The 23,304-nt window shown below is 67.1% G+C and carries 23 protein-coding genes; 9 read left to right on the top strand and 14 right to left on the bottom strand.

The genetic code is table 11. From position 1 onward, the window contains the following. Positions 1 to 262: 262 nt before the first annotated feature. From epsC to ASG67_RS12095, 3 genes are read left to right on the top strand one after another with little or no spacing between them, the layout of a single operon-like run. Positions 263 to 1,222 (top strand): serine O-acetyltransferase EpsC, encoded by a 960-nt coding sequence (gene epsC / locus ASG67_RS12085; protein ID WP_056530640.1) that lies wholly within the window; start codon positions 263 to 265, stop codon positions 1,220 to 1,222. Between the two features lie 3 nt (positions 1,223 to 1,225). Further along, complete coding sequence (locus ASG67_RS12090) at positions 1,226 to 1,975, top strand: gamma-glutamyl-gamma-aminobutyrate hydrolase family protein (RefSeq protein WP_056530290.1); 750 nt, start codon at positions 1,226 to 1,228, stop codon at positions 1,973 to 1,975. Between the two features lie 40 nt (positions 1,976 to 2,015). Then, positions 2,016 to 2,273: a hypothetical protein gene (locus ASG67_RS12095; protein WP_056530293.1), complete on the top strand. Its 258-nt coding sequence runs from the start codon at positions 2,016 to 2,018 to the stop codon at positions 2,271 to 2,273. Positions 2,274 to 2,369: 96 nt separating this feature from the next. Here the strand turns inward: ASG67_RS12095 and ASG67_RS12100 are convergent, their stop codons facing one another. The 3 genes from ASG67_RS12100 to acs form a co-directional block, all read right to left on the bottom strand. Then, entirely contained in the window at positions 2,370 to 3,884 is a 1,515-nt protein-coding gene (locus tag ASG67_RS12100) for a tryptophan halogenase family protein (protein WP_056530296.1), read from the bottom strand. Between the two features lie 194 nt (positions 3,885 to 4,078). Further along, on the bottom strand, positions 4,079 to 7,186 hold the full coding sequence (locus tag ASG67_RS12105; protein WP_056530299.1) for a TonB-dependent receptor: 3,108 nt from the start codon (positions 7,184 to 7,186) through the stop codon (positions 4,079 to 4,081). A gap of 210 nt (positions 7,187 to 7,396) precedes the next feature. Further along, the gene (gene acs, locus ASG67_RS12110; protein WP_056530302.1) at positions 7,397 to 9,334 is read right to left on the bottom strand and encodes an acetate--CoA ligase; all 1,938 of its coding nucleotides are present in this window, start codon (positions 9,332 to 9,334) and stop codon (positions 7,397 to 7,399) included. 128 nt (positions 9,335 to 9,462) lie between these two features. On the opposite strand from acs, the gene ASG67_RS12115 reads away from it, so the two are divergent. Next, positions 9,463 to 9,669 (top strand): TOBE domain-containing protein, encoded by a 207-nt coding sequence (locus ASG67_RS12115; RefSeq protein ID WP_056530305.1) that lies wholly within the window; start codon positions 9,463 to 9,465, stop codon positions 9,667 to 9,669. Further along, on the top strand, positions 9,666 to 10,061 hold the full coding sequence (locus tag ASG67_RS12120) for a winged helix-turn-helix domain-containing protein (RefSeq protein WP_056530309.1): 396 nt from the start codon (positions 9,666 to 9,668) through the stop codon (positions 10,059 to 10,061). The genes ASG67_RS12115 and ASG67_RS12120 overlap by 4 nt, the downstream gene beginning before the upstream one ends. Before the next feature lie 70 nt (positions 10,062 to 10,131). Here the strand turns inward: ASG67_RS12120 and ASG67_RS12125 are convergent, their stop codons facing one another. From ASG67_RS12125 to ASG67_RS12140, 4 genes are all read right to left on the bottom strand, one after another. Further along, positions 10,132 to 11,838 carry a DEAD/DEAH box helicase gene (locus tag ASG67_RS12125; RefSeq protein ID WP_056530312.1) on the bottom strand — a complete coding sequence of 569 codons (1,707 nt, stop codon included), beginning with the start codon at positions 11,836 to 11,838 and terminating at the stop codon, positions 10,132 to 10,134. Between the two features lie 65 nt (positions 11,839 to 11,903). Then, positions 11,904 to 13,070: an NAD(P)/FAD-dependent oxidoreductase gene (locus ASG67_RS12130; RefSeq protein ID WP_056530316.1), complete on the bottom strand. Its 1,167-nt coding sequence runs from the start codon at positions 13,068 to 13,070 to the stop codon at positions 11,904 to 11,906. A gap of 61 nt (positions 13,071 to 13,131) precedes the next feature. Continuing rightward, the gene (locus ASG67_RS12135) at positions 13,132 to 13,311 is read right to left on the bottom strand and encodes a hypothetical protein (RefSeq protein WP_056530319.1); all 180 of its coding nucleotides are present in this window, start codon (positions 13,309 to 13,311) and stop codon (positions 13,132 to 13,134) included. Beyond that, positions 13,311 to 13,766: a GreA/GreB family elongation factor gene (locus tag ASG67_RS12140; protein ID WP_056530322.1), complete on the bottom strand. Its 456-nt coding sequence runs from the start codon at positions 13,764 to 13,766 to the stop codon at positions 13,311 to 13,313. Before ASG67_RS12140 ends, ASG67_RS12135 begins: the two co-directional genes overlap by 1 nt. A 122-nt stretch (positions 13,767 to 13,888) precedes the next feature. Between ASG67_RS12140 and ASG67_RS12145 the strand changes: the two genes are divergently transcribed. Next, positions 13,889 to 14,278 carry an acyl-CoA thioesterase gene (locus tag ASG67_RS12145; RefSeq protein WP_056530644.1) on the top strand — a complete coding sequence of 130 codons (390 nt, stop codon included), beginning with the start codon at positions 13,889 to 13,891 and terminating at the stop codon, positions 14,276 to 14,278. Positions 14,279 to 14,314: 36 nt separating this feature from the next. Here ASG67_RS12145 and ASG67_RS12150 read toward each other — a convergent pair whose 3' ends face one another. The 7 genes from ASG67_RS12150 to crtY form a co-directional block, all read right to left on the bottom strand. After that, complete coding sequence (locus ASG67_RS12150; protein ID WP_056530325.1) at positions 14,315 to 15,280, bottom strand: phytoene/squalene synthase family protein; 966 nt, start codon at positions 15,278 to 15,280, stop codon at positions 14,315 to 14,317. Beyond that, a complete protein-coding gene (locus ASG67_RS12155) occupies positions 15,280 to 15,861 on the bottom strand; it encodes a TIGR00730 family Rossman fold protein (RefSeq protein WP_056530328.1) in 582 nt (193 codons plus the stop codon). The genes ASG67_RS12150 and ASG67_RS12155 overlap by 1 nt, the downstream gene beginning before the upstream one ends. Before the next feature lie 74 nt (positions 15,862 to 15,935). Further along, positions 15,936 to 16,307 (bottom strand): response regulator, encoded by a 372-nt coding sequence (locus ASG67_RS12160; protein ID WP_235535182.1) that lies wholly within the window; start codon positions 16,305 to 16,307, stop codon positions 15,936 to 15,938. After that, the gene (locus tag ASG67_RS12165; protein ID WP_156460781.1) at positions 16,304 to 17,902 is read right to left on the bottom strand and encodes a sensor histidine kinase; all 1,599 of its coding nucleotides are present in this window, start codon (positions 17,900 to 17,902) and stop codon (positions 16,304 to 16,306) included. The genes ASG67_RS12160 and ASG67_RS12165 overlap by 4 nt, the downstream gene beginning before the upstream one ends. A gap of 129 nt (positions 17,903 to 18,031) precedes the next feature. Continuing rightward, a complete protein-coding gene (locus tag ASG67_RS12170; protein WP_082543484.1) occupies positions 18,032 to 18,598 on the bottom strand; it encodes a septal ring lytic transglycosylase RlpA family protein in 567 nt (188 codons plus the stop codon). 15 nt (positions 18,599 to 18,613) lie between these two features. After that, positions 18,614 to 20,089, bottom strand: coding sequence for a phytoene desaturase (locus tag ASG67_RS12175; protein ID WP_056530333.1), 1,476 nt, complete (start codon positions 20,087 to 20,089; stop codon positions 18,614 to 18,616). Continuing rightward, a complete protein-coding gene (crtY, locus tag ASG67_RS12180; RefSeq protein ID WP_056530652.1) occupies positions 20,086 to 21,258 on the bottom strand; it encodes a lycopene beta-cyclase CrtY in 1,173 nt (390 codons plus the stop codon). Before crtY ends, ASG67_RS12175 begins: the two co-directional genes overlap by 4 nt. An 86-nt stretch (positions 21,259 to 21,344) precedes the next feature. Here crtY and ASG67_RS12185 point away from each other — a divergent pair, with 86 nt between their 5' ends. The 3 genes from ASG67_RS12185 (at position 21,345) to ASG67_RS12195 (ending at position 23,282) form a co-directional block, all read left to right on the top strand. Next, positions 21,345 to 21,860, top strand: coding sequence for a GNAT family N-acetyltransferase (locus ASG67_RS12185; RefSeq protein ID WP_056530655.1), 516 nt, complete (start codon positions 21,345 to 21,347; stop codon positions 21,858 to 21,860). Between the two features lie 91 nt (positions 21,861 to 21,951). Beyond that, complete coding sequence (locus tag ASG67_RS12190) at positions 21,952 to 22,479, top strand: sterol desaturase family protein (RefSeq protein WP_056530336.1); 528 nt, start codon at positions 21,952 to 21,954, stop codon at positions 22,477 to 22,479. Beyond that, positions 22,476 to 23,282, top strand: coding sequence for a fatty acid desaturase (locus tag ASG67_RS12195; RefSeq protein ID WP_235535183.1), 807 nt, complete (start codon positions 22,476 to 22,478; stop codon positions 23,280 to 23,282). The genes ASG67_RS12190 and ASG67_RS12195 overlap by 4 nt, the downstream gene beginning before the upstream one ends. The last annotated feature ends 22 nt before the right edge of the window (positions 23,283 to 23,304 follow it).

Raw genomic sequence — 23,304 nt, forward strand, 5'->3', positions numbered from 1 at the left:
CGTCTCCTTGAGGTCGACAACGCATCAAACCCGAAACTGCGCAGCCTGCCCAGCCGAAAACGCCTGATCGAGGACTGGGCGCGTCGAACCGTCGCGCACAGCCGGGCTTTCGCCGCAGACAGGTTTTCTTTCAATTCCTATTGAACAAGTAGGGTATTGTCGCAACAAGGAGACGAAGATGCTGCCCGATCCGATTGCCCCCATCGACCATGCCGCGACCGTCGCCGCGTGCCGCGTCGATCGGCCGGGCGCGCTGATCGCCATGCTCGGTTTCACCCAATCCCCCGCCGCCGGCTCGTCGATCTCCGACGTGGCGCGCGATCTGCTGGCGGCGCGGACCGACTGGCGGACGCGGCAGGGTGAGGGGCGCGACGTCGCCAGCTTCCCCTCCCGCGCCGCGCTGGAGCGAATCGTCGAGACGCTGGCGGCGGCGCTGTATCCGCGACGGCTGGGCCATGTCCGGGGCGGCGGCACCGAGGAGGAGGCATTCGTCGTCGCCAAGCTGATCGGCGCCACGACCGAACTGGAACGCGAGGTCGCCGCCGAACTGGGATATTGGCAGGCGGAAGCGCGCGGCAGTCGGTTCGACGCGGATCAGGCCGGCACGATCGTCCGTCTGTTCTCCGGCACGCTGGGCAAGGTGCGCCGCCTGATCGACAGCGATGTCGAGGCGGCGTTCCTGGGCGATCCGGCGGCCCGCAGCGTGGACGAGATCCTGGTCTGCTACCCCGGTGCCACCGCCAGCCTGCACCACCGGATCGCGCACGAACTGCACGGGCTGGGCGCGCCGATCGTGGCGCGGATCATCTCCGAGATCGCCAACGAGCGCACCGGCATCGACATCCATCCCGGCGCGACGATCGGCGCGGGCTTCTTCATCGATCACGGCACCGGCGTCGTCATCGGTGAAACGTCGATCATCGGCGCACGGGTGCGGCTGTACCAGCATGTGACGCTGGGCGCGCGGACGCCGTTCGGCGAGCGGGCGCCGGGGCCGCACGAACGCTATGCCCGCCATCCGATCATCGAGGACGACGTGGTGATCTATGCCGGCGCGACGATCCTGGGGCGGGTGACGATCGGCGCGGGGTCGACGATCGGCGGCAATGTCTGGCTGCTGGGCGACGTGCCGCCGCACAGCATCGTCGTGCAGCCGGAGGCACGCGTCGCCGCCGTGGCAGAGGCCAATGCCGTGCGCGACACCCTGCTGGGCGTGGACTGAGCGATGGGCAGCGTTCCGCGCAAGCCGGTGATCGGCGTCCTGTGCTGCAACGAAGTGGTCGACCGGCCGGTGCAGGTCGTCGCCAGCCGCTTCGTCGCACCGCTGACCACGCTGTCGGACGCGACCGTGCTGCTGGTGCCGGCGCTGGCCAGGATCACCGATGCGACGCAGATGGCCGGCATCCTCGACGGCCTGTTGCTGACCGGATCGCGGTCGCACGTCGCCCCCACCCGTTATGGCAGCGACGCCGTCGCGGGGCCGCTGGACGAACAGCGGGACGAGGTGGCGCTGGCGCTGGCCGGCCGGATGATCGAGGTCGGCAAGCCGGTGTTCGGCATCTGTCGCGGGATGCAGGAGATCAACGTGCTGTTCGGCGGCACGCTGGCGATGGATCGCGGCGGCAGCCATCATCTGGCGGACGACCATGCCGAGCCAGACGATGCGTACGAGGCGCTGTTCGCGCATCGCCACGATGTCGAACTGACCCATGGCGGCCGGTTGGCCGGGGCGACGGGCGCGCGGCAATTGTCGGTGAACTCGGTGCATCATCAGGGCGTCGACCGGCTCGGCCATGGCCTGTCCGTCGAGGCGGTGGCGACCGGCGACGGGCTGGTCGAGGCGATCTGGGCGCGCCCGTGCGGCGCCGACGTGCTCGCGGTGCAGTGGCATCCCGAATGGAATGCCGAACGCTGCGCCGGCAGCCGCGCCTTCTTCGCCATGGTCGGCGCGTCGCTACGCGGCGTCGCGCACTGACGATGGCGCATCACCGGGTTCAACACGAAAGGGACTATTCATGAACAAGATCATCGCCGCCTCGATACTGGTCGCCGCCGCCTCGCTCGGCGCCTGCTCGCCGTCCGACAGCGGCGCGAACAGCGCGGCGGCCAGCGACCTGTCGCTGAACAGCACCGATATCCCGGCCGAGGGTAATGCCGGGGCATATGACGGCGAATTCGGCAACGGCGCGACCGGCCTCGACAACGCCGTGGGCCTCGACAACAAAGCCGCCCCGATCGGCAACGCCGCCGAGGCACCGGGCAACGGCCTTTAATTCAGTTTACCGCCGCTGACGGCGGCGGTCACGGAACGCGCCAGGTGTAAGCTCCCTAGGCGTCAAACTCGGCCCGGCAGCCTCGCTGCCGGGCCGCTATGTGTCGGCGGCGTGGCGCGCCAGAAAGGCGGCGTGCGGTTCGGCATGGGCCAGCGTGCCGGCGATCGCCTCCCGCATCCGTGCAAAGGTGCCGCGCAGTGCCCCGGTGTCGAACCGGTCGGCGAGCGGGCTATGCCGGGGGGGCAAGTCGCCGAAGCCGGCATACATGCTGAGCCAGCTGGCGTCCTGAAACGACTCCCATTCATACCGGACGAACTCGCCGCCGCTGCGCCAGGCGTCGAGCTTGCGTTGCAGCGTCTCGGGCAGGGCAACCGAGCGGCGTTCGTCCCAGAAGCGTTCGCCGGTCCGCCCGTTCGCCTGATAATGCAGGAACAGGAAGTCGCGCACCCGCTCGAACTCCAGCGTCGATTGCCGGTTGTACGTGGCGGCAAGGCGCGGATCGACATCGCGATCGGGGAACAGCGCGACGAGCCGTTCCAGCCCCGACTGGATCAGCGTGATGCTGGTCGATTCCAACGGTTCGAGGAACCCCGACGATAGGCCGATGCCCACGACGTTGCGATCCCAGAAGCGGTCGCGGTGACCGGCGGTGAAGCGCAGCCGGTTGGGTTCGGCCAGCGCCTCGCCCTCCAGATTGGCGCGCAGGATATGTTCCGCCTCGTCGTCGCTCATGTGGTCGGACGAATAGATATGGCCGTTGCCGACGCGCTGTTGAAGCGGGATGTGCCATTGCCAGCCGGCGGGCCGGGCGGTGGCGGTGGTGAAGGGGCGCGGCGCGGCGGCGGCGCGGCAAGGCAGGGCGATGGCGCGGTCGCACGGCAGCCAGTGGCGCCAGTCGATATAGGGGACGCCCAGCGCCTCGCCCAGCAACAGGCTGCGGAACCCGGAACAGTCGATCCACAGATCGCCCTCGACCCGGCGGTCGCCCTCCAGATGCACGGCGGTGACGCGGCCGTCCTCGCCGTCGCGCTCGACCCGGTCGATGCGGCCGTCGATATGCGTCACGCGGTTGGCGATCGACAGGCGACGCAGCATCGCGGCGAACTTCGACGCATCGAAATGCACCGCGAAGTTGAACACGCCGAGATCGTTCGCCGGGCGGTCCGGCGGCGGCAGGAACAGGCCCTGCTCGGCCAGCTGGGTGGCGAGGCAGTAATCGCCGATCGGCAGGTCGTCGCCCGCCGCCTTCAGCTTCAGCCAATATTGGTGGAACGCGACGCCGCGTGCGGGCACGCCGTATAGGCCGAAGGGATGGAAGAACGCCTTGTCGGGCGCCACCCAGCCATCGAAGCGGATGCCGTATTTGATCGTGCCGCTGGTTTCGCGCAGCACCTCCGGCTCGCCCAGTTCGACGGCGGCCAGGAAGTCGCGGATCGCCGGCACCGTGGCCTCACCGACGCCGACGGTGCCGATCGCCGCGCTGTCGATGACGGTGATCGCAATCGGCAGATGCGCCAGCATCCGCGCCAGATACGCCGCCGACATCCAGCCGGCGGTGCCGCCTCCGACGATGACGATGGAACGGATCGCGCGATCGGGTTGCTGGTTCATGCTGGCACCTCTTCCATCGTTACGTGGCGGAGGGAACCCTTGGCCCCACCAATGCCTCCCCGGCCTCCGCCGGAGAAGCAGATTGGCTGGCCCGGGCTTCCATCGGATCGTTTCTGATGTGCCTCGCCCCGAAAAAGAACCGCCGCCGACCCGGTGGGGACGACGGCGGCAGGCTTGGGGTATTTCTTCAGCCGTTACAGCTTCACGCGGATGCCGGCGATGAAGCGGCGCTCATAGATGTTCTCGTTGAACACCTGATCGGTGAAGGTCAGGTAATAACGCTCGGTCTCGGCGGTCAGGTTCGATGCCTGGCCGTACAGCGTCACGTTCGGCGTCACATCATAGGCGATCGACGCATCGAGATAGCTGGTCGGCTTCTGATACTGGGCCAGGCCGGTGATGCCGCCGTAATCCGACGACACCAGCCGCTTCGAGCGGTAGTTGTAAGCGACGCGCGTCTGCAATCCGTACTGCTCGTACCACAGGGCGGCGTTCGCCTGGTGCTTCGAGTTATCCTGGAACGGCTGCTGCTTGCCGGCCAGATCGGTCAGGCCGGCATCGCCCAGCGACAGCGTGTAGTTGGCATCGACGCCGAAGCCGCCGAAGAACCCGTTCACGCCATAATCGGCCAGTGCCTGCCGGGCGGAGACTTCCGCACCCTTCAGCGAACCACCCTCGCCCTGCACCACGGTGCTGACCGGGATCGTGCGGCGGACGACGCCGTCATTGTCCGGAATGTCGCTGCGGAACACGGTGGCGTTGGCGATGAAGCTGTCCACCTTGATGTAGAACACGCCCGCCGCGATCAGGCTGGACCGGCCCGTGTAATATTCGACGCTCGCCTCGACATTGTCCGCGCGCCACGGGTTCAGGTTCGGGTTGCCGCGGCTGTTGGCGCTCTGCGCCTCGAACCGCGCCGGGTTGATCGTGGTGTTGATCGCATAGTTGACGTTCAGACCCCCGCCCCACTGCAGGAAGTCGAGCAGCGTCATCGTCTTGGCAAAGGCGGCACGCGCACGCAGCTTGTCCGTGATGTCCAGCGTCAGGTTGAACGCCGGCAGGAAGTCGGTGAAGTCGCGCTTGGTGTACACGTCGCCGGCATCGACACCGGACACGCCGTACGGCTGCGGCGCACCGACCACGTTCTGGCGGACGGTGAAGCGCGTGTTGACGACGCGCAGACCGCCATTGACGCTGAACGGCAGCCCGAACACCTCACCCTTGCCATCGACCTGCGCGTAACCGGAGATCTGCTTCAGGTTCAGGCTGAACGAATCGGCCGGGTTCACATTGTTGACGCTGCCCGGATAGAATTCGTTCTGCAGCGCTTCCGAATTGTCGATCGCCTTGGGATCGAAGACATAGATCGACGGCGCACCGCTGGCGGGCAGCGACACCTTCTTCAGGCGATCTGCGAAGATCGGATCGTTGGCCAGCCGGGTCAGCCCGGCGGTGTAGGCGTTGCCCGAGGAATCGAGCACGCTGCACGACCGGTCGTTCAGGTTGACGTCAAACGCCTTCCACTTGACCAGGCAACCCGCTGCCGGGTTCTGGGCGTTGTCAGTGTTGCCGGCATAGAAGGGCGACACCCGCTCGAACGTGAACTGGTCGACGCTGCGCTGGCCGTAACGGCCACCGATCTTCAGGCCGAACTGCTCGCTGGGCTTCCACTCGGCATCGCCGCGCACCGCCCAGATATCGCCGTCCTGATAGACGTTGTTTTCCGACGAGATCGTCTTCAGGCCATAGCGCGACGGGTCCTGCACCTGGTTCAGAAACGCCTGCGGGAAAGTGAAGACGGGGGCGCCGCTCGAATAGTCGACCGTCGCCTTCTGGCTATAGATTTGATAACCGGTCGGATTGAACTGGCGGTCGCCGCCGATCGCGGCGGGGTAGTTGCCGATGCCGTTATATGCCCACTGCTTGCCGTTGGTCAGGCTGTACTGGACATATCCCTGATCCGACTTGCGGCTGGCCTTGCCATAGATGCCGCGCACGGTGGCCTTCAGCGTGCTGCCGTTGTTCCAGTCGAGCTGCGCGTTGTAGTTCTGCGATTCCGACTTCACGCGGAACGTCTCGGCATAGCTGTCGAAGTTCGGCATGTCGTAGGTGTAGGTCTGGACCGTGTTCAGGTGCAGGCCGTTGACGATCGCGCCGGTGTCGCGCGAATTGGTCGGCAGAAAGGGTGACGACTGCCAGTCGACCGCCTGGAACTGGAAACCGGCGGTGCGGTCATACTGCGTCTGGCGGGTGTAGAAGCCATCGGCGGTCAGCGTCAGCTGGTCGTTGATCTGGAACTGCAGCGACGCATTGGCGCCGAAGCGTTCGCGGCTGGTGATCTTGTTCCATGCGGTGTGCGACTGCGGCGTGATGAACGCGTCGTTCGCATCGCCGTCGCCGTTGACGTCGTAACCCTGCAGGACGCCCGCCGCATTGCGGATCGGCGTGCCGCGGCTGATGCCGTTATTGCCGACCGCGAAGTCGCCGCGGTTGGCCGGCGTGATCGATCCGTCTGCGTTCTGGAAGGCATCGCTACCCCGCTCGGTGCGGAGCGTGACGCCGTAATCCTGAATGCCACGGAAACTGTTGCTGAGGTTCAGGTCGCTGTACGCAGCCGACACCAGGATGCCGAGCCGACCGGAGTTGTACGACACGAGGCCGTTGACCGACGGATCATACTTCTTCGTGCGGTCGCCATACTGACCCTCGGCGGCGGCGGCCAGCGTCAGTCCGCGCTTCAGGTCGAACGGACGGCGCGTCAGCAGGTCGACGGTGCCCGACAGGCCCGCCTGTTGCAGCGACGCGGTCGGCGACTTGAACACCGTCGCGCCGGAAAACAGCTGCGAGGGGATATCGGTGAAGTTTGGCTGCACCGTCGTGACCGAATTGGCGCCCAGGAACTGCTCGCCGTTCATCAGCGTCGTCACCTGCGGCAGGCCGCGGATGTTGATCGCGCCGCCTTCGCCCGCCTCGCGGCGGATCTGCACGCCGGGGATGCGCTGGAGCGAATCAGAGATGGTGACGTCGGGCAGCTTGCCGATGTCCTGCGCGCTGATCGCCTCGACGATGCTGTCGGCGTTGCGCTTCACCTCGATCGCGCGCGCCTGCGACGCGCGGATACCGGTGACGACGATATCGCCCTCGTCGGCGGGCGCATCGGCGGTGGCGGGCACGTCCTGCTGCGCGGCGGGGATGTCCTGACCCGGTACGGCGGCGTTCTGGGCGAATGCCTGGGCCGGGACCATCGCGATCACCGACGCGGCGGTGAACAGCGCCACGCGGGCGCTCAGCTTTTCAGTCATATCCTCTCCCCTGGCGATCAGGGCACTCCCTGATGGTGCCCTTCCGATCGCCGTCGTATAATATCTATTGATTTGTTTTATTGGGAGTGGCCGTCGCTCGTCAAGCGACGGCCAACGTCGTTAACCGAAACACGCGCGGGTGTTGCACCGATCACACAATACCGGTCAGGATCGCGAGTAATTGGCCATGTATTGGTTTTGTATCGGTTATTATCCGATCCGCCCGGCGACCAGATCGTCGACCACCGCCGGATCGGCCAGCGTCGATGTGTCGCCCAGACTGCCGGTATCGCCCTCGGCGATCTTGCGCAGGATGCGACGCATGATCTTGCCCGATCGCGTCTTGGGCAATGCGGGCGCGAATTGCAGCGCGTCGGGCGTCGCGATCGGTCCGATCTCCCGCCGGACCCATTGCCGCAATTCGTCATGCAGCGCGGTCGTCGCCTCGACCCCGGCGTTCAGCGTGACATAGGCATAGATGCCCTGACCCTTCACGTCGTGCGGCATGCCGACCACCGCCGCCTCCGCGACATGCGCATGGAGCACCAGCGCGCTTTCCACCTCGGCGGTGCCCATCCGGTGGCCGGACACGTTGATGACATCATCGACGCGACCGGTGATCCAGTAATAGCCATCGGCATCGCGGCGACAGCCGTCGCCGGTGAAATAGGTGCCGGGATAGGTCGAGAAATAGGTCTGGAAGAACCGGTCGTGATCGCCCCATACGGTCCGCATCTGCCCCGGCCAACTGGCGGTCAGGCACAGATTGCCGCTCGTCTCGCCCTCCAGCACCTTGCCCTGTTCGTCGACCAGGATCGGCTCGACCCCGGGCAGCGGGCGGGTGGCGCAGCCGGGTTTCAGCGCGGTGGCGCCGGGCAGGGGGGCGATCATGATGCCCCCCGTCTCGGTCTGCCACCACGCGTCGATCACCGGGCAGCGGCCATCGCCGACGATATCGTGATACCAGCGCCACGCCTCCGGGTTGATCGGTTCGCCGACCGATCCCAACAGGCGCAACGACGCGCGCGAGGTGGCGTGGACGAGCGCGTCGCCCTCCTTCATCAGCGCGCGCAGCGCGGTCGGCGCGGTGAACAGCGTGTTGACCTTGTGCCGATCGACCACCTGCCAGATGCGGCTGGCGTCGGGCCAGTTGGGCAATCCTTCGTACATCAGCGTCGTCGCGCCATTGGCGAGCGGACCATAGAGGATGTACGTATGCCCGGTGACCCAGCCGATATCGGCCGCGCACCAGAACACCTCGCCCTGCCGGTAATCGAACGCCAGTTCGTGCGTGTACGCCGCCCAGAGCAGATAGCCGCCCGAGCTGTGCAGCACGCCCTTGGGCTGGCCGGTCGATCCGCTGGTGTAGAGGATGAACAGCGGATCCTCCGCCGCCATCTCGACCGGTGGGCAATCGCTGTCCACATCGGCGGCGGCGTCATGATACCAGATGTCGCGCTCGCCCATCGCGATGTCGGCACCCGTCGCGCGGATCACGATCGTCCGCGCCAGTGAGGGAGCCTTCTTCGCCGCCTCGTCCACGCACGCCTTCAGCGCGATGCGCTTGCCGCCGCGCCGGCCTTCGTCGGCGGTGATGACCAGCGTCGATCCGCAATCCTCGATCCGCCCGGCCAACGCGTCGGCGGAAAAGCCGCCGAACACCACCGAATGGATCGCGCCGATCCGCGCACAGGCCAGCACCGCGAACGCCGCCTCCGGGATCATCGGCAGATAGATCGTCACCCGGTCGCCCTTCGCCACCCCTTGCGCCTTCAGCACATTGGCGAAGCGACAGACCTCGGCGTGCAATTCGCGATAGGTGATGTGGCGCGCATCCTCGGTCGGCACATCCGGTTCCCAGATGATCGCCGTCGTATCGCCCAGCGTCTCCAGATGCCGGTCGATGCAGTTCGCCGCGACATTCAGCGTGCCGTCCGCGAACCAGCGGATGTGGAAATCATCCTTGTCGAACGACCAGTCCCCCGCCTGTCGCGGTGCCGTGATCCAGTCCAGCCGCTGCGCCTGTTCCAACCAGAACCCGTCGCGGTCCGCCAGCGATGCGGCGTACAGCCCGCGATAGCCATCATCGTCGATGCGCGCCTTCGCCTGCCACTCGGCCGGAACGGGATACAGTTCGGGATCGGTCATCGCGCTCTCTGTCCATCGTTGTTTGCGCCCCCATACACCGCTCGACCGCCGACGCCATCCGCGACGAAAGACCGGTGATAGGAAGACGTCGGGATGATAGGACCAGGGTTTCATCAGGAGCGACCATCATGAAGATCAGCGCGCGCAACCAGTTTGCCGGCACCGTCACCGCCATCGCGCCCGGCGCCGTCAACGGCACGGTGAAGGTGGATATCGGCGGCGGCCACATCGTCACCGCCAGCATCACCGAGGAGGCGATCGCCGACCTGGGCCTGGCCGAGGGCGACACCGTGACCGTGCTGGTCAAGGCGAGCGACGTGCTGATCGGCAAATGACCGAAACGCCGCCCCGCCTGAAACTGAAGGCGCAACTGTTCTGCGGCACCGAAGCGGCGCTCGGCCCGGGCAAGGTGTCGCTGCTGGACGCGATCGAGCAGGAAGGGTCGATCTCCGCTGCCGGCCGCCTGCTGGGCATGAGTTATCGCCGGGCGTGGTTGCTGGTCGACGGCATGAACCGCTGTTTCACCGATCGGCTGGTCGATACCACCGCTGGCGGTGGCCAGAACCGCGGTGCCCGCCTGACGGCGGCAGGGCGCGAAGCGCGTGCCGCCTATCGCCAGATGGAGGCCGATCTGGCGCGCGCCGCCGATGCCGAGCCGCTAGCGGTGCTTCGCGCGATGTTGCGGTCCGCGCCGATCGATCCGGATGCCACGGTAGAGGCGGGGTAAAGGCGTTTATCCGGTCCAGCTACACTGTTCCCCGGCCCCGCCGGGGAACGGTGCGTGTAGAGGTCCGCTCTTACCGCCGCGGGCGGCTCGGCTTCGCCTGATAGCGCGGCGCCCCACCGGGGCGACCGCCACCGGCATTGGGCGGGCGGCCGCCACGCGGCGCGGCACGCTGGCCGCCGGCGGGCGGGCCGTCCGACTGGGTAATCGCGATGCCGCTCTCGTCGTCGCCACCATGTGAGGTCTTGGCGGCGGAGGCCGCGAACTTGGCGGCGGCGACGCGCGGAATCTGAACGAAGGTTTCGCTCGGCCCGATGCGAATCGCACCGATCTCCTCACGCGTCACGTGACCGCGACGGCACAGCAGCGGCAACAGCCAGCGCGGATCGGCGTTCTGGTTGCGACCGATATCCAGACGGAACCAGACGGTGTCGTCGAAACCGGGGCGATGCCCGTCCTCGCGACGCGGCGGCTCGTTCGCGCCGTCTGCCATCTCTTCCGGGTTCGGCATGCTGGCACGCAGCGCGCGGACCAGCATCGCGGCGACATCCTCGGGCGTCTTGGTTTCCAGCAGACGCTGACCCAGTGCGCGATCCTCATCGTCCAGCTCGACCGGCTCGGCCAGCTTGGTCAGCAGGCGTTCGCGATCGGCGTTGCGGATGTCGTCGGCGGACGGCACCGGCAGCCAGTTGGCGGCGATGCGCGCGCCGCGCAGCATCATGTCCACCCGGCGGCGGCGCGGATACGGCACGATCAGCATCGCGATGCCCTTGCGGCCCGCGCGGCCGGTACGACCCGACCGGTGCTGCAACGTCTCCGCGTCGCGCGGCAGTTCGACGTGCACGACCAGGCTCAGGCTGGGCAGATCGATGCCGCGGGCGGCGACGTCGGTGGCGACGCAGACGCGCGCGCGGCCGTCACGCAGTGCCTGCAAGGCGGCGTTGCGCTCGTTCTGCGAATGCTCGCCCGACAAGGCGACCGCGGCGAAACCGCGTTCGACCAGGCTGGCGTGGAGATGGCGGACATTGTCGCGCGTGGCGCAGAACAGCATCGCCGTCTCCGCCTCATGAAAGCGCAGCAGGTTCACCACCGCATGTTCGATATCCGATGGCGCGACCGCGACCGCCTGATATTCGATGTCGCCATGCCCGCGATCCTCGCCGACCGTCGAGATACGCAGCGCATCGCGCTGGTACGTCTTGGCCAGCGCCACGATCGGGCGGGGCAGGGTGGCGGAGAACATCAGCGTGCGCCGCTCGGACGGCGTCGCGTCGAGCAGCTGCTCCAGATCCTCGCGGAAGCCCATGTCGAGCATCTCGTCCGCCTCGTCGAGCACGGCGGCGCGGAGACTGGACAGGCGCAGCGCGCCGCGTTCCAGATGGTCGCGCAGCCGACCCGGCGTACCGACGACGACGTGCGCGCCGTGGTTCAGCGCGCGGCGCTCGCGGCTGGCATCCATACCGCCGACGCAGGTGGCGATGCGCGCACCGGCATAGAGCCATTCGAGTTCGCGGCTGACCTGCAGGGCCAGTTCGCGCGTCGGGGCGATCACCAGCGCCAGCGGCGGGCCGGCGGTCGGAAACGCACCGTCGACGAGCAACTCGTCGGCCATGGCCAGGCCGAATGCGACGGTCTTGCCGGAGCCGGTCTGGGCCGAGACGAGAAGGTCGCGACCGGTCGCCTCGGGAGCGATGACGGAGGACTGCACGGGGGTGAGCTGGTCGTATCCACGCGCGGCAAGCGCCTCTGAGAGAGACGCGGGAAGATTATCGGGAAGCATCAAAATCCAATATGGGGGCTTTCGCCCGCCGGACCATCGCGTATCGTGGTCTCTGGCGCATAGCCCTAGAGCGCGTTACCTGTAGCCGATCCGCTCGCCCATGCCCACTGAAAATTGTACCCGCCCAGCCAGCCGGTGACATCCACCGCCTCGCCGATGGCATAAAGCCCCGGAATCCTTCGCGCTTCCATGGTCTGCGACGACAATTCGGCGGTGCTGATTCCGCCGACCGTCACCTCCGCCTTGGCATACCCTTCGCTGCCATTGGGGCGGAACGGCCATGCCGCGAGTCGTTCGGCGGCGCCGCGCAATGCGTTGTCCGGCGCGTCGGCCAGCCGATCGGCGACCTGCAACTGCCCCGCCAGCGCCTCCGCCAGCCGATCGGGCAGGCCGAGCGAACGGCGCAGGCTGGCGCGCGGTTGCGTGCGCTTCAACGCGATCAGCCAGTCGGGATCGCGGCCCGGCGTGAAGTCGATCGCGACCGTCTCGCCATGCCGCCAATAGGATGACGCCTGCAGGATCGCCGGGCCGGACAGGCCGCGATGCGTGAACAGCGCGGCTTCGCGGAACGACCCCTTGCCCGCGCTCGCCACGACCTCCGCCGCCACGCCGGCCAGTTCGCGGAACAGCGCCTCGTCCGGCCCCAGCGTCAGCGGCACCAGCGCCGGGCGCGGTTCAACTAGCTTCAACCCGAATTGCTTGGCAAGGCGATACGAGAAATCGGTCGCGCCGATCTTGGGGATCGATGGCCCGCCGGTGGCGATCACCAGCGCCGGCGCGGTGACGGTGCGCGGGCCGATCGCCACGCGGAAACCGGTACCGTCATGTTCGACATCCGCCGTCTGTCCCAGCGACCATTCGACGCCGCCCATCTCGCATTCGCCGACCAGCATCTCGACGATCTGCTTCGCCGATCCGTCGCAGAACAACTGCCCCAGCGTCTTCTCGTGCCAGGCGATGCCATGCCGCTCGACCAGCGCGATGAAGTCGGCCGGCGTGTACCGCCGCAGCGCCGACTTGGCGAAATGCAGGTTGGCCGACAGGAAGCGATCCGGCACCGTCCCGGTATTGGTGAAATTGCACCGGCCGCCGCCGGAAATGACGATCTTTGCCCCCGGCCGCGCGACATGATCGACCAGCAACACCCGCCGCCCGTGTTGCCCCGCGACGGCGGCGCACATCATCCCCGCCGCACCGGCGCCCAAGATGATCGCGTCATAGGATGTGGTCATGCGGGGACACTACTCTGGAAATGGGCACAGGCCGTCATTGCGAGCGCAGCCCGGTATCAATCTACCGCAATTTCGCGATCGTCAGCCCGTCCGACTTGGCGCGATCCTTCACCGATTCCTCGCTGCGGGTCAGCGCCTTGGCGATCGCCTTCAGCGACATGTCTTTCTTCGCCAGCTGGTGCAGCTTCTGAACCTCGTCGGTCTTCCACGGCTGGCGGTGTCGTTCGAACTTCTCGGCCATCAGCTATTCTCCACCGCGATCACCTCGATCGCATCCGTCCTGCCTTGAAAATCCGCTAGATCGCCCGGCCCGGTGCCCATCAGCGCGCGGGCAAGCGGAGCGGCGAAGGCGATGCGCGCGTCCGCGTCCGCCTCGTCATGGCCGACGATCGCGATGTGCCGCTCGCGCCCGTCCAGCCGGAACGTCACCCGGCTGCCGATCCCGACCTCGTCGTCGGTCGGCAAGGCGACCACCTCGACCGTGGCGGCGCGCGTGTTCCAGTACCTCAGCTCGCGCGCCAGCACGTCGCGCGACTCGTCGGTCGCTGCGGCCACGGCAGCCTCCAGCGCCGCCACCCGTGCCGCGACCAGCGCAGGGCCGGCGGCGGTGACGAAATTCGGGCCGGCGGGGATCGGCAGTTCGAAGCGCGGCTCCAGATGCTCCTCGTCGCTCTCGCGGCGGAACGCGACGCTCATGATGGGGTTCTTCTCATGCGGTTGCAGATAGGCGCTGGCCCGCCCCGGTGAAAGGCGGTCTTGTCCGGCCGGTACTGACAATGCTGTTAGCGGTCGTGCCGCCGTCATGCTATCATCCAGCCATGTCGGCCATTCCCCACGCCTATGCCATTGCGGTCGATCCGGCCGACATCGATTTCATGGGGCATGTGAACAATGCCAGCTACCTGAAATGGGTGCAGGAGGCGGTGGTCAGCCATTGGCAGAAGCTCGCCCCTGCCGATGCGGTGGCAGAGCACCTGTGGGTCGCCCTGAAGCACGAGATCACGTACCGCAAACCCGCCTTCCTCGACGACGAGGTGATCGCCACCGTCATCCTCGAAAAGGTGCAGGGTGCGCGGGCCTTTTATGAAACGGTGATCCGCCGGCGCGAGGAAGTGCTGGCGGAGGTGAAGTCCAGCTGGTGCTGCCTCGACGCCGAAACCCTGCGCCCGGCGCGGTTGGCAAAGAACGTGATCGACCGGTTTTTCTGACCCGTTGTTCCCCGATCTCCGCCGGGGAAGAGCCCGTTAACCCGTCCGCGGCCGTGTCCACAGCGCCGGATCGCGCGGCACCGGCGGATACAGCTTCGCCCGCCGCCACGCCTGCACGCCCGCCCGCGCGATGAAGCCCAGCTTGTCGCGCGCCGACGTCGTCACCCGCGCATCCCACGCCCGCTCGCCGCGATCCGCGACCGTGCGCCCGATCGCGCCATAGATACCCGCCGCCGCCAGCACTGCCCAAGCCGCGCGCGGCGACAGCGCCGGCGTGCCCCGCCGCGCGCTGTCCTCGAACGCCGCGCCGCGTATCGCCATCCGCCGCGCCAGCATCGCGAGGCGAGGGCGGTATGGCGGCTTCAACTGCTCGCCCGGCGGAATATCCACCTCGACCAGCCAGTCGGTCGGTAGGTAGCAACGGCCCGCCCGGTCGTCCTCGTCCAGATCGCGTGCGATATTGGCCAACTGGAACGCCATCCCTAGATCGCAGGCCCGGTCCAGCGTCGCCTCGTCGTCCGGCGCCACGCCCATCACCACCGCCATCATGCACCCGACGACCCCGGCGACGTGATAGCAGTACCGGTACAGATCATCCTCGGTCCGTGGTCGCCATTCGTCGGCATCCAGCGCAAAGCCGGCGATCAGGTCGCGCGGCCACGCATGGGGCATCCCTGTTTCGGCCACTACCACGCGCAGCGCATCGAACGGCATGTCGCCTACGACCTCGCCCGCCAGCGCCGCCTCGGTCTTGGTCCGCAGCATCGCCAGCCGGGCGGGCGCATCGTCGACGCGACTCATGCCATGGCCATGGTCCTGCCCGTCGGCGATGTCATCGCACGCGCGGCACCACGCATAGAGCAGCCACGCGCGTTCCCGCGTCGCCGGATCGAACAGCTTGCTGGCGGCGGCGAAACTCTTCGATCCGCGCGCGATCGACGTGCGCGCCGCGGCGACCAGCGCCGCCCGCTCGGCCGGCGTCGTCACAGGTTCCCCCGCCATCACAGATCCGAAGCGTTCATCCGCACGATCGGCTGCGTCGGTACATGCGCGCCCATCCGCTCCAGCAGCACGTCGAGCGTATCCGCCACGATCAGCAGGTCGCGGTGCTGCGGGCGCAGGAAACCCACCGTCCCCATCTTGTGCCAGAACGCGATCAGTTCATCATAATACCCAGCGGTGTTGAGCAACCCGACCGGATCGGCGTGATAGCCCAGCTGCGCCCAGCTCAGCGCTTCCCACAATTCGTCCATCGTGCCGGTGCCACCGGGGATGGTGACGAACCCGTCCGACAGGTCGGTGAACATCTGCTTGCGCTGGTGCATGCCTGTCACGACGTGAAGCTCGGTCAGGCCGCGATGCGCGACCTCCGCATCGACCAGCGCCTGCGGGATCACGCCGATCACCTCGCCGCCCGCCGCCAACGCGCCGTCCGCGATCGCGCCCATCAGGCCAAGGCGCCCGCCGCCATAGACGACGCCGATGCCACGATGCGCCAGCGTCGCCCCCACCTCACGCGCGGAATCGAGATAAACGGGGTCGGCGGGGGTGGCCGACCCGCAATAAATGGCAAGACGCTTCATCCCCGTCAGCTAGGGGATGGCGGGCGCGGCGACAAGCTGCGCGAGCGGTCGCAAGCTACGCCAGCGGCGGCAAGCTACGCCGCCATGCGTTTGATCTGGTCGATGATCTGCGCCTGCCGATAGGGCTTGGTGTAGAACACGCTGCGCGCGGGCATCGGCGTGTTGAGGGGAAACGGCTTGCCCGATGTGATGATGATCTCGATCCACGGCCACCGGTCACGGATGCAGGTGGCGAGGTCGAGGCCGTCGATCCCCTGCGGCATGTTCACATCGGTGAATACGATCTGGATATCGCGCCGCGTTTCAAGAATGCGCACCGCCTCGGTCGAATTGGCGGCTTCCACCGCGGTAAAGCCCGCATCTTCCACCATGTCCACGGCCAGCAGCCGCAGCATCGGTTCGTCCTCCACGACCAGTACGATAATCTCCTGTGGTCTGCCGTTCACGCGTCACTCCCCGTTTGCGTCAGGGCCGACAACGGTACGACGAATTCGGCCGTCAGCCCCGCCTCATGGTAACGAAGGGTCACACCTCCTGTCCCGATCAAACCTTGGCGGATGAGTCTGGCACCAAATCCACGTCGGGTCGGTTCTTTTACCGGCGGGCCGCCCTGTTCCTCCCACGTCATCGTCAGCGTCGCATCGGCCCCGTCGCCGGCGATCGCCCAGTTGATGTCGATCCGGCCGGTATCGTTCGACAGTGCACCGTATTTGCAGGCGTTGGTCATCATCTCGTGGATTACCAGCGACACCGACATCGCCGCACTGGCGTCCAGCGTCACCATCGGACCCGTCCGCCGCATCCGATTTTCGAACCCGAACGGTGCCAGCACGCCGAGGATGATGCTGGCCATATCCGCCGCGATCCATTGCCCCTTCAACAAGGCGTCGTGCGCGGTGCTAAGCGCCAGCAACCGTTGCTCGAACACCGCCACTGGCGTGCGATCGGGAATGTCGCGCAGCGTCTGCGTGGCAATCGACTGTACCATCGACAGCATGTTCTTCAGCCGGTGGCTGATCTCGCCGTTCACCGATCGTTGCTGCTGATCCAGCCGGTGGCGGGACACGCCCGCTTCCAGCCGGTCGGCGACGCTGTGCAGGAACGATAATTCGGTCGCGGTCCAGCGGCGCGGGGTCGCGGCGTGGACCAGGAACACCGCGATGGTGCGGCCCCGATCGCGTACCGGCACGTTGACCAGCGCCGCGATGCCGACCGCCAGCATCCGCGATGGATCGGCGGCGGTGCGCGGATCGGTGGTGACGTCATGGATCACCAGCATCTCGCCCTTCGCCAGCCCGTCGCGGAGGCGGCCGAACTCCTCGAACCGGTGCCGGCCGGCCACGCTGGCGACGCCGTCGGCGGTCCAGTCCGGCTCGATCTCGATGGTCTCGGTGGCGGCGTCGACGGTGCCGAATCCGGCTCGGTCGGTCTGCAACGCATGGCCGACGATCTGCGCGATCGATTGCGTCATCTCGCCGACCGACCGGCTGCGACGGATACGGTCGCCGATGTCGAGCAGTGCCGCCTGCAACCGCGCCAGATGTTCGCTGGTCCGCGCGATCTGGCGCAGTTCCAGATGATCGGCGACCTGCCGCGCCAGCGCCTCCAGCAATAACCGTTGCTGCTCGCTCAACCCGTCCGGCCGCGCGACCGTATCCATCACGCACAGCCGCCCGATCACCGCGCCCGACCGCATGACCAGCGGCGCGCCCGCGTAGAAGCGCAGGTGCGGGTGGTGCGTCACCAACGGATTGTCGCGGGTGCGCGGATCGACGGTCAGGTCGGGGATCGACAGGAAAGCGCCGCGATCGATCTCGATCCGGCATACCGACCAGTCGATCGGCGTCTCGGACAGATCCAGTCCGATGCGCGCGCGAAACCATTGTCGCTCGATATCCAGCAGGCTGACGAGCGCGATTGGCGTGTCGCAACACACGCTGGCGACCAGCACGATATCGTCGAACGTCTTTTCCGGTGGCGTGTCGATCACGCCCAGCAGGTCGAACGCCTGCCGCCGGTCCTTGCCTGTCCGCTCGCTCATGGCCCCCACCGCGATCTGCTTCGCCACCCCGACGGCATCGGACGGCAAACACCGCAGATATACAAGCGTATAATGCGAACCTGTGTCGTGGTCCCCGACCGCATCTCGGTCAGGGGCGGACGATGCCGATCAGGGCGCGGCGTCCAGTTGCGCGCGCAGATTGGCGATCGTCGCGGCGCTGGCATCCGGACGCGGCGCGGCTGGCTTGCCGTCGCGCAGGCGGGCGCGATCGCGTTCCGGCGGATCGACGCGGCGCACGCGCACCGCGGCATGACCCTGCGCGCGCAGCCCCAGCAACTGCGCCGCCCCGCGGGACAGATCGATGATCCGCCGCCCGGCGAACGGCCCGCGGTCGTTGATCCGCAACAGGATCGTGCGACCGGTGTCGAGCGACGTCACCTCGACATAGCTGGGCAACGGCAGCGTGGTATGCGCCGCCGTGATCCCCTTGGCGCGGAAGCGTTCGCCATTGGCGGTGCGGTTCCCGGATTCGCCGCCATACCAGCTCGCCTCGCCCAGCATGTCATAGGTGGGATCGGCAACGGGGGTATAGGTGGTGCCCCGCACCGTGTAGGAAGGGCCGATCCTTACCGGGGTGTCGCTGACCGGCCGGTATCGCCCGCCGCCGCACGCCGACAGTATCAGCGCCAGCAGGACGACGGTGGGGCGGAGGCCAGAACAAAAAAGGGGCCGCACGCAGTCCCCCTCCGGCTACCGCCCCTCCAGCATCAGCTTCGCCGTCGCCTTCGCGCTGCCCACGACGCCGGGGATACCCGCGCCGGGATGCGTACCGGCGCCGACGAAATACAGATTCGGGATCGCATCGTCACGGTTGTGGACCCGGAAATAGGCGCTCTGCGTCAGGATCGGCTCCAGCGAAAACGCGCTGCCCAGATGCGCGTTCAGATCGGCGGCGAAGTCGCTCGGCGCATAGCTGAACTTGGTCACGATCCGCTCATGGATATCGGGGATCAGGCGACGACCCACTTCGTCCAGGATGCGCTTTTCCAGGATCGGCGTCACCTCCGCCCAGTCGACCGGAAACTTGCCCATGTGCGGCACAGGGGCTAGAACGTAGAAGGTCGAATGACCCTCGGGCGCCAGCGCCGGATCGGTCACGGTCGGGTGGTGCAGGTACAACGAGAAATCCTCGGCCAGCACGCCATGATCGTAGATGTCCTCCAGCAGGCCCTTATAGCGTGGACCGAACAGGATCATGTGGTGCGGGATGCCCGGCCACGTGCCCTTGATGCCGAAATGCGTGACGAACAGCGACGGCGAGTATTTCTTGCGCTCCAGCTTTCCCTTGGTCCGCTGTGCCGCTCGCGAGGTGGACAGCAGGTCGCGGTACGTGTGCATGATGTCGCTGTTGGCGGCCACCATGTCCGCCTCGCCGCGCCAGCCGCTTTCCGTCACCACGCCGGTCGCCCGGTCGCCCAGCGTCTCGATCTGCACCACCGGATCGCCCAGCCGGATCGTGCCGCCGATCCGCTCGAAATGCGCGACCAGCCCGGCGACCAGCCGATTGGTGCCGCCCTTGGCAAACCACACGCCGCCATCGCGTTCCAGCTTGTGGATCAGCGCATAGATCGCGCTAGTCGTCATCGGGTTGCCGCCGACCAGCAGCGTGTGAAAGCTCAGCGCCTCACGCAGCTTTTCGGATTTCACGAAGCTCGACACGATCGAATACACCGACCGCCAAGCCTGATACTTCGCCAGCGCCGGCGCCGCCTTGATCATCGACGCGAAGTCGAGAAACGCGACATGGCCCAGCTTCTCGTACCCCTCGTGGAACACGCCTGCCGAATAGGTCAGGAACTTCTGGTATCCCTCCCAGTCGCCCGGATGCAGCCGCTCGATCTCGCCGCGCAGGATGCTGTCGTCGTTGGTGTAATCGAAATTCGTCCCGTCCGGCCAGTTCAGGCGGTAAAAGGGCGTGACCGGTTCCAGCACCACATCGTCGCGCATGTCGCGGCCGGTCAGTTGCCACAATTCCTCCAGACACGCCGGATCGGTGATGACGGTGGGGCCGGCATCGAAGGTGAAGCCCTCGCGCTCCCAATAATAGGCGCGCCCGCCGGGCTTGTCCCGCGACTCGACGATGGTGGTCTCCACCCCCGCCGACTGCAACCGGATCGCGAGCGCCAGGCCGCCGAAGCCCGCGCCGATGACGATCGCCCGCCTCATGCGCCGGTCCTCAGGTCGGCACCCAGTATCGCGCGCACGGCGCGGCCGATCGGAACCGGCGGCTTGCCTGTCAGCACCCGCGCCTTGTCGGTCATCGTCGATTGTCCAGCATAAAAGCGGCCGATCAGCCGCGGAGAGAGGGTGTAGAAGCGTTCCAGCACGCGGTAGCGTTCCGCCGGTTCTGCCGCCTTGAACAACATCGTGTCGAGCATCCGGTAGAAACCGCGTTGCGCCCATGTCGCCTTCGCCATCGCGTGGGTGGCGTCATGCAGCGCGATGCCGCCGAAATCACGGCGGCCGGCAATCATCGTCGCGGTTCGCACCGCATCGGGCAGCGAATATCCGGTCGTCGGATGGAACATGCCGGCGCGCATCCCGGCCTTCGCCACCTTGCCGGTCGATCGCCAGTACGCCTCGAAATCGCCACCCATCGCCACCGGCAGCACACCCGATTCCTCACCGACGACCGCATCCGTCACCCAGCCGCGGGCACCCGCATACTGGTCGATCCGCGCGCCCAATGTCGCATGATCGATATCCGGCGTATCGCTGTAATAGGTGTCCTCCACGAACATCCGGTCATCCGCCAGCGGCAGGCAATAGACGAAGCGATATCCGTCGATCTGCGCCACCGTCGCGTCCATGATGACCGGCGTCGGTGCTTCGTGGGGCGCCGCCAGTTGCAGGTCGCGGCCGACGAACTTCTGCCAGCCGAGATCGAGCACCGACAGATCGCCCAGCCCGCGCACGTCGATCACGCCCGTCGCCTCGATCCGCTCGCCATCCGCCAGTACCACCGCCGTCGCCGATGCGGCCAGCACCTTGTGCCCCAGCATCAGCGCGTCCGCCGGCAAATCGCGCCGCACCACCGCGTCCAGTCGTTCGCTTTCGATCGAATAATAGGGCGCCGGAAACGACCGTGCGTGGGCGGGAAACATGATCGCATGATCCGGCCACCGCTGCGTCACGAGCGGATCGACCAGCCAGCGATCCGCATCGCCCACGTCACTGCCAAAGAAAGACCAGCGATGGTTGCCGCCGACCACCGTCGCCTCGTCGACCAGCCGCACGTCGAGCGTCGGATGCCGCGCGCGCAGCGCCAGCGCGATCAGGCCGCCCGCGAGTCCCGCGCCGACGATCGCAACATCGCAATGGTGAACAGCCGCCATCGCCATCGACTAGCGCAGTTTGGCGTCCAGCGGAAAATCTTTCCGTCATCCCGGCGTCATGGATTACCATCGCCGGCATGGACGTTTTGACCACCCCCCTCCTGAAAACCCGGCGCCTGATCCTGACGCCGCCGGTCCCCAGCGACCATGACGACATGACCGCACTCTGGGCCGATCCGGCGGTCTATGAAGGACTGATCGGTCGCCCCGCCACGCGCGAGGAATCATGGCACCGGCTGCTCCGTTATCAGGGTCATTGGGACTGGTGCGGCTATGGTCACTGGATGGTCCGCGACATCGACACCGGTCGCTGCGCGGGCAGCGTCGGCATCATGGATTCCCGCCGCGAGACGCAGCCCTCGTTCGCGGGCGTGCCGGAAGTGGGCTGGACCCTGATGGGCTGGGCGCACGGGCAGGGTTTCGCGCGTGAGGCGCTGGCGGCGTTGTTCGACTGGGCGGACACCCGGATGCCGCGCACCGTCTGCATCATCGATCCCGCCAACGCGCCCTCGCTCCGGCTCGCCGCGCATGTCGGCTACACCGTCTATGCCGAGGGGCTGTACCGCGAGCGGCCGACGCTGTTCCTCGAACGCACGGCATGACCCCCCTCGCATCCGGGGCCCATCGCGCGTATATGGCCAGCATGCTGAAATCGCTGCATCGTTATGCCGCCGACCATGGGGTCACACGCTGATGTCATGGGTCGAAAAGGTCGCGATCGTCGCCTTCATGGTGTTGTTCATGGAGTGCTTCGCCTGGGCCACGCATAAATACGTCATGCACGGCTGGGGCTGGGGCTGGCACCAGTCGCATCATGAGGATCATGACGGCTGGTTCGAGAAGAACGACCTCTACGCCATCGTCTTTGCGATCGTGCCGATCGTGCTGTTCGTCGTCGGCCTGTGGTGGGAACCGCTGTGGTGGATGGCGCTCGGCATCACCGTCTATGGCGGCATCTACGCCTTCGTCCACGACATGCTCGTCCACCAGCGCGGCGGTTTCCGCTGGGTGCCCAAACAGGGTTACTTCAAGCGGCTGTTGCAGGCCCATCGCCTGCACCACGCGGTCGAGGGCAAGGACGGCACCGTCAGCCACGGCTTCCTGTTCGCGCGCAAGCCGGCGGTGCTGAAGGCGCAACTGCGCGCCAACGCCGATCCGCAGCGCCGCCCGGCCCGCGCGGTACAGCGGATGGCCACCGACGCGTCGCCGGCGGAGCAGTGAGCATCGCCACGTCCCCGACGGCTGGCTCGCCGACCGCCGCCGCCCGGCGTCAGACACGCATCGGCCTGACGCTCGCCGCCGTCATCGTCACGGTGTGGCTGGCGATCCATATCACCGGCATCTTCTTCTGGCACTGGAGCCTGGCCATGGTGCCGGTCGCCGCCGTGATGGTGCTCGTCCAGACCTGGCTCAGCACCGGCCTGTTCATCATCGCCCATGATTCGATGCACGGCGCGCTCGCCCCCGGCCATCCGCGCCTGAACCGCATCGTCGGCGCGGCCTGCTTGTCGCTCTATGCCTGCCTGTCCTACGCCACGTTGCTGCCCCAGCATCACCTGCACCACCGCCATGCCGGCGGGGCGGGGGACCCCGATTTTCACGGCGGCGACCCAAGCCTGATCGGCTGGTTCGGCCAGTTCTTCCGCACCTATTATTCGCACGGCCAGATCGCCCGCATCACCATCGTCGGGCTCGTCTACACGCTAGTACTGGGCGCGCCGCTCGGCAACATCGCGGTGTTCTGGGCGATCCCGGCACTGGGCGCGGTGGCGCAGCTGTTCGTGTTCGGCACCTGGCTGCCCCACCGGGAGGGCGACGAGCCCTTCGCCGACCGGCACCGCGCGCGCAGCGCCCGCATCGCGCCGACGCTGTCGCTGCTGACCTGTTTCCATTTCGGCGGCTATCATCACGAACATCACCTGTCGCCCGGCACGCCCTGGTGGGGTCTGCCCGCCCGCCGGCGGGACTATCAGGCAAGCGCCCATCAATTCGGTAATGCTTCCGGGCTAAAGCCCCACCCGTGACGATCGCGATCATCCTGTCCGC

The organism is Sphingomonas sp. Leaf339 (genome assembly GCF_001426195.1).
In the GTDB taxonomy this organism is placed as follows: Bacteria; Pseudomonadota; Alphaproteobacteria; order Sphingomonadales; family Sphingomonadaceae; genus Sphingomonas.